Annotated in this window: 6 protein-coding genes and 1 pseudogene (1 of these 7 running past the window's edge); 5 read left to right on the top strand and 2 right to left on the bottom strand. The window is 66.3% G+C overall.

What is annotated here, in order from left to right; all coding sequences use genetic code 11:
- A partial coding sequence (locus ACFE99_RS20515; RefSeq protein ID WP_375488251.1) for a diacylglycerol kinase family protein occupies positions 1–348 on the bottom strand: 348 nt, incomplete at its 3' end.
- A 268-nt stretch (positions 349–616) separates the two neighbouring features.
- Between ACFE99_RS20515 and ACFE99_RS20520 the strand changes: the two genes are divergently transcribed.
- The gene (locus tag ACFE99_RS20520; RefSeq protein WP_375488252.1) at positions 617–1,498 is read left to right on the top strand and encodes an oxidoreductase; all 882 of its coding nucleotides are present in this window, start codon (positions 617–619) and stop codon (positions 1,496–1,498) included.
- Positions 1,499–1,502: 4 nt separating this feature from the next.
- On the opposite strand, the gene ACFE99_RS20525 is transcribed toward ACFE99_RS20520, so the two are convergent.
- Complete coding sequence (locus ACFE99_RS20525) at positions 1,503–2,024, bottom strand: amino-acid N-acetyltransferase (protein WP_375488253.1); 522 nt, start codon at positions 2,022–2,024, stop codon at positions 1,503–1,505.
- 57 nt (positions 2,025–2,081) lie between these two features.
- On the opposite strand from ACFE99_RS20525, the gene pgsA reads away from it, so the two are divergent.
- From pgsA to ACFE99_RS20545, 4 genes and pseudogenes are all read left to right on the top strand, one after another.
- The gene (gene pgsA / locus ACFE99_RS20530) at positions 2,082–2,672 is read left to right on the top strand and encodes a CDP-diacylglycerol--glycerol-3-phosphate 3-phosphatidyltransferase (RefSeq protein WP_375488254.1); all 591 of its coding nucleotides are present in this window, start codon (positions 2,082–2,084) and stop codon (positions 2,670–2,672) included.
- A gap of 95 nt (positions 2,673–2,767) precedes the next feature.
- Positions 2,768–3,094: a transcriptional regulator ClgR gene (clgR, locus tag ACFE99_RS20535; protein ID WP_375488255.1), complete on the top strand. Its 327-nt coding sequence runs from the start codon at positions 2,768–2,770 to the stop codon at positions 3,092–3,094.
- Positions 3,095–3,207: 113 nt separating this feature from the next.
- A complete protein-coding gene (gene pspA / locus ACFE99_RS20540; RefSeq protein ID WP_375488256.1) occupies positions 3,208–4,035 on the top strand; it encodes a phage shock protein PspA in 828 nt (275 codons plus the stop codon).
- A gap of 16 nt (positions 4,036–4,051) precedes the next feature.
- Positions 4,052–4,670, top strand: a pseudogene (locus tag ACFE99_RS20545) (hypothetical protein) (it continues 228 nt past the right edge of the window).

The following is a 4,670-nucleotide window of genomic DNA, read 5'->3' on the forward strand; positions in this document are numbered from 1 at the left end:
GCTCGCCAATGCGCGAATTATCGCATCGGCCCGCCCGCGTACTCGCGCCTTACGCGCGACGGCGTTCACGCTGCCGTTGTTGGTCGGCACGAATGCCGGCCAGCGTTGCGGATCGGCGTCGCATCGCTGGACCTCGTTGATCAACCAGTGCAGCGCCCCGTCGCCTCCGTCGCCTACCAGGTGTGTGACCCGCGGATAGAGCTGGTCGACGACCACCCGGAGATCCTCGACCGAGTCGGTTTCGTGCACCTCACCCCACCGGCCGACGATGCTGCGCAGCTCGGCGCTGCGATCAGCCGCCCCACGGTTTTTTCGGGCCTGCGGATTGACAATGACGCCTAGATACATCCGGAAGCCATCGACGCTTGCCGGGCAGATACCAGTCGCCGCCGCGCCAACCGGTAACCGTTGTCGGGAAGGCCTACATCGCGTCCCAAGTGAGTGCTCCTGGTTCGAAGGCCGTCGGGGCGCCCAGGTGGGATTGGCGCGCTTCCAAGCGACGATACCGGGAGGCCCGCGTTGGGCATGGAGACGTCTGGACCCGCTGCGCGCTTCGTAGCCCAGGCCGCTAATCCCCGGTCAGAACCCCTCGCAACGTCGGATTAGGGTGTCTGCCATGGCTGGTTGGACAGCAGCAGAGCTGCCCTCGTTCGCCGGGCGCACCGCCATCGTCACCGGCGCCAACAGCGGCCTGGGCGAGGTGACTGCCCGCGAATTGGCCCGGGTTGGCGCCCACGTAATCCTCGCGGTGCGCGACATGCGAAGGGGTGAAGCCGCCGCCCAGAAGATCGCCAGCACCACCACCGGGCACCTCGAGGTGCGTCAACTCGACTTGCAGGACCTGTCGTCGGTGCGACGCTTCGCCGATGACATTGATCACGCCGACGTCCTGATCAACAACGCCGGCATCATGGCCGTCGACTACGCGGTGACCGCCGACGGATTCGAGCGTCATATCGGCACCAATCACCTCGGTCATTTCGCATTGACCAACCTGCTGCTGACCAAGCTCGCCGACCGGGTGGTGACCGTTTCCTCGTTGCTGCACATGATCGGCTACATCAGCCTCAAAGACTTGAACTGGCAGTCCCGGCCGTATTCGCGGTGGCTTGCTTATGGCCAGTCCAAGCTTGCCAACCTGCTGTTCACCGGCGAGCTGCAGCGGCGCCTGGACACCCTCGGGTCGTCGGTGCGCGCGCTGGCCGCCCACCCCGGCTGGTCGCACACCAACCTGCAGGGCCGGTCCGGCCGCAAAGTGAGCGACGCGGTGGTACTGACGGCCGACCGTGTGGTGTCCACCGATGCCGACTTCGGCGCCCGCCAAACGTTGTACGCGGTATCGCAGGACCTGCCGGGCGACACCTTCGTCGGCCCGCGATTGGGCCTTTACGGCCGCACCCAGCCGACCTGGCGCAGCTGGCCGGCCAAGCGAGCAAGCACTGCGGCCGCGCTCTGGGAACTGTCCGAGCGGCTGACGGATACGAAGTTTCCGCTGTGAGCTGTCAGAGAATCAACAGCATCCGGGAGTTGCCCAGGATGTTCGGCTTGACATAGCTCAGGTCGAGGAACTCGGCCACGCCCAGGTCATAAGAGCGGCACATCTCCTCGTACACCTCGGCGGTCACCGGAGTGCCCTCGATCTCGGTGAACCCGTGCCGGCTGAAGAACTCGGTTTCGAAAGTCAACACGAACAGCCGCTTCAGTTCCAGCTCGCGCGCCACCTCGATGAGACGGTCCACGATTGTGTGGCCGATGCCGCGACCCGTCATATCGGGATGCACTGCGACCGTGCGTATTTCGCCGAGATCGGACCACAACACGTGCAGTGCGCCGCAGCCGATCACCTCGCCGTCGTGTTCGGCCACCCAGAACTCCTGGATCGCCTCGTACAGCGTCACCAAATTCTTTTCCAGCAGGATCTTTCCGGAGTAGGTGTCCACCAGCTGCTTGATCGCCGGAACGTCAGAGGTACGCGCGCGCCGGACCACGGCTCGATGGTCCGGTGAACTTCCCGCTGGCCCCACGGGTGCACAGTATCGGCATTTGGGACGCGCCAGCTGAGCACCCGTTATTCTGATGCGGTGACGGGGCAGCCTCAAACCGGTCCCACGGTACGGCGGGTCCGTGTCACCAACGTCGCCAACATGCTGACCGGTTTGCGGCTGGTGCTGGTCCCTATCTTCGTTCTTGCGTTGCTCGCCGGCGACGGTCACGACACCACCAGCCGCGTCGCAGCTTTCGTCATCTTCGCCGTGGCCGTCATCACTGACCGGTTCGACGGTGCGCTGGCCCGCACCTACGGCATGGTGACCGAATTGGGCACGCTAGCCGATCCGATTGCCGACAAGGCGCTCATCGGCGCAGCGCTGATCGGGCTTTCGACGCTCGGCGACTTGGCGTGGTGGATAACCGTAGTGATCCTGGTGCGCGAGGTCGCGGTGACCGTACTGCGGTTCGCCGTGCTGCGGCGCGGCGTTATTCCGGCCAGCTGGGGCGGCAAACTCAAGACGCTCGTTCAGGCGGTGGCGATCGGTTTGTTCGTCCTACCGCTTTCGGGTTCCTGGTTGGTGGCCGCGACGGCGGTGATGGGCGCTGCCGTCGTCCTGACGGTCGTCACCGGGGTGGACTACGTCGCGTCGGCCGCCAGGGAAGTTCGCTGCACGACCCGCTGACCACGGCCGACGCCCGCGGGGAACCACGCCGCGGCAGTCGGCGTTGAGGTTAGTGACCGCTGCCAATCACCGACGACCGGACAAAGGAGAGCGCGATGGCGTCACTGCTACGGGAGGTCATCGGCGACGTGCTGCGCCGCGCGCGGACTTCGCAAGGTCGTACGCTGCGGCAAGTATCCGAATCCGCGCGGGTGAGCCTGGGATATCTCTCCGAGGTCGAGCGCGGCCGCAAAGAGCCCTCCAGTGAGCTGCTGAACGCGATCTGCGACGCGCTCGAGGTTCCGTTGTCGGAGGTGCTCATCGACGCCGGTGAGCGGATGGCATCCCACGAGCATGCGGCCATTCCGCCCACGGCCAGCGCCGCCAACATCGATGCGAGCACCAAGGTGGTCATCCCGCCGGTGTCGCTGGCGATTGCCTGAGGCCCGGTTTGGCTCATGCGCAACACGGGTGGGGCAATCGACGCCCAACGGATAAATTGAGCAGCAGGTAGGGCGGCAGTCCATCGACCCCGACACGAAGGCGGAGCTAACCCATGGCCAATCCGTTCGTCAAAGCCTGGAAGTACCTCATGGCGCTGTTCAACGCCCGGATCGACGAGTACGCCGACCCCAAGGTGCAGATCCAGCAGGCCATCGAGGAAGCCCAACGTCAGCACCAGGCACTGACGCAGCAGGCGGCGCAAGTGATCGGCAACCAGCGCCAACTCGAGATGCGGCTGAACCGGCAGTTGGCCGACATCGAAAAGCTTCAGGTCAACGTCCGGCAAGCCCTGGCGCTGGCCGACCAGGCCACTGCCGCCGGCGACGCCGCCAAAGCCACCGAGTACAACAACGCCGCCGAAGCGTTTGCGGCCCAGTTGGTCACGGCCGAGCAGGGTGTGGAAGACCTCAAGGCGTTGCACGACCAGGCGCTGCAGGCCGCCGGCCAGGCCAAGAAGGCCGTCGAGCAGAACGCGATGGTGCTACAGCAGAAGATCGCCGAGCGCACCAAGCTGCTCAGCCAGCTCGAGCAAGCCAAGATGCAAGAACAGGTCAGTGCCTCGCTGCGGTCGATGAGCGAGCTCGCCGCGCCTGGCACCACGCCGAGCCTCGACGAGGTGCGCGACAAGATCGAACGTCGTTACGCCAACGCGGTCGGCGCCGCCGAGTTGGCGCAGGGCTCGGTCGCGGGCCGCATGCTCGAAGTCGAGCAGGCCAGCGTCCAGATGGCCGGCCACCAGCGCCTCGAACAGATTCGGGCGTCGATGCGCGGCGAGGCCCTGCCGGCTGGGGGGCCGTCCGGCGGCGCCGGTGCAGGCAGCCCTGCCACTCCCGCGGCAGCTTCGGAACCCACCGCGGAAAAGCCCCTCGGCCAGAAGTAAGCGGAAGGTCGGCGCCATGGCGGTGGAGTCGGGTCAGCGGGTCACGGGCGGCAGACAGTGGCGCACATTGTTGCAGCGCGGTGTCGACACCGCCAACGTGCTCTCGGACTTGGTCGCGCAGAAGATCAGCGCGGTGACCGATCCGCGTGCCCGGCTGCTGCGGCGGCGCCGCCGCGCATTGCGCTGGGCCGTGATATTCGGTGTCGCCTCGGTGTTTTGGGCACTGGTGACGGTGTTGCTGGCGGCCTGGGGATGGTTCGTGGCGCTGCTTGTGGTGACCGGCTCCATTGCGGCCGGCTCGGCGATTCCGGCGACGCTATTGCTGCTCCGGTACCGCTGGCTGCGCTCGTTGCCATTGCCGACGCAGCGGCCCGCCAGTGCCCGCCGGCTGCCGCCGGCGGGCTCGGCGGCGCGGCCAGCGATGCATGCGCTGGGCGCATCAGAGCGTGGCTTCTCCTCTTTGTTGGGTGTCATGGAGCGCGGTAACATATTGCCCGCCAGCGAAATTCGTGAGCTGGCCGATGCGGCCAAGCAGGCCTCCGCTTCCATGGCAGCCACCGCAGCAGAGGTGGTGGCGATGGAGCGAACCGCGAGCTTCAGCCCACAGTCGCGGTCGTATCTGGTGCCCACGATCA

Origin of the sequence: uncultured Mycobacterium sp., from assembly GCF_964249325.1 — a bacterium.
Lineage (GTDB): Bacteria > Actinomycetota > Actinomycetes > Mycobacteriales > Mycobacteriaceae > Mycobacterium.

Coding starts and splice junctions, on each gene's coding strand:
- clgR (WP_375488255.1), top strand. CDS start 2,768: ATGGCGTCACTGCTACGGGAGGTCATCGGCGACGTGCTGCGCCGCGCG.
- pspA (WP_375488256.1), top strand. CDS start 3,208: ATGGCCAATCCGTTCGTCAAAGCCTGGAAGTACCTCATGGCGCTGTTC.
- ACFE99_RS20520 (WP_375488252.1), top strand. CDS start 617: ATGGCTGGTTGGACAGCAGCAGAGCTGCCCTCGTTCGCCGGGCGCACC.